This window comes from Anaerotignum faecicola (assembly GCA_024460105.1).
GTDB lineage: Bacteria > Bacillota > Clostridia > Lachnospirales > Anaerotignaceae > JANFXS01.
Window position 1 is genome coordinate 1 of the sequence record JANFXS010000275.1, and the last position, 453, is coordinate 453.

At 42.6% G+C, this 453-nt stretch carries 1 protein-coding gene; it reads right to left on the reverse strand.

The features are described 5' to 3' along the window. Positions 1-453 (reverse strand): histidine kinase (locus tag NE664_13930; GenBank protein MCQ4727733.1); only part of this gene is annotated, 453 nt, incomplete at both ends.

Here is a 453-nt window from a genome sequence, read left to right on the forward strand (position 1 = left end):
ATCACGGTTCAATTGACACAGCTGCTCCTCACTCATCCCATTTCCATTATCCATAACCTCCAGTATAAGCCCGCATCCCCTTCGTTTTGCCTGTATCGCAATACAGCACTCTCCCGCCTTATCCCGGAAACCGTGACGCGTGGAATTTTCCACCAGAGGCTGTAAGATTGCCTTAATTACTTTTTCCTCCAGAACCTCATCCTCAATATCATAAAAAGTCTCAAGATTCTCCACTTTATACTGCATGATTTCCAGGTACCGCTTTGTATACTCAATTTCTTCCCTCAGCTGTATCCATTTTTCCTGTCGTAAATTATATCTGTACAACTGTCCTAAGTTTCCGCACAGAGAGATGGCTTCCTCTTCTTTTTCATCCAGAATTAATCCGCTGATCAGTTCCAGTGTATTAAATAAAAAGTGAGGATTGATCTGCCTCTCCAGCATCTTAATCTC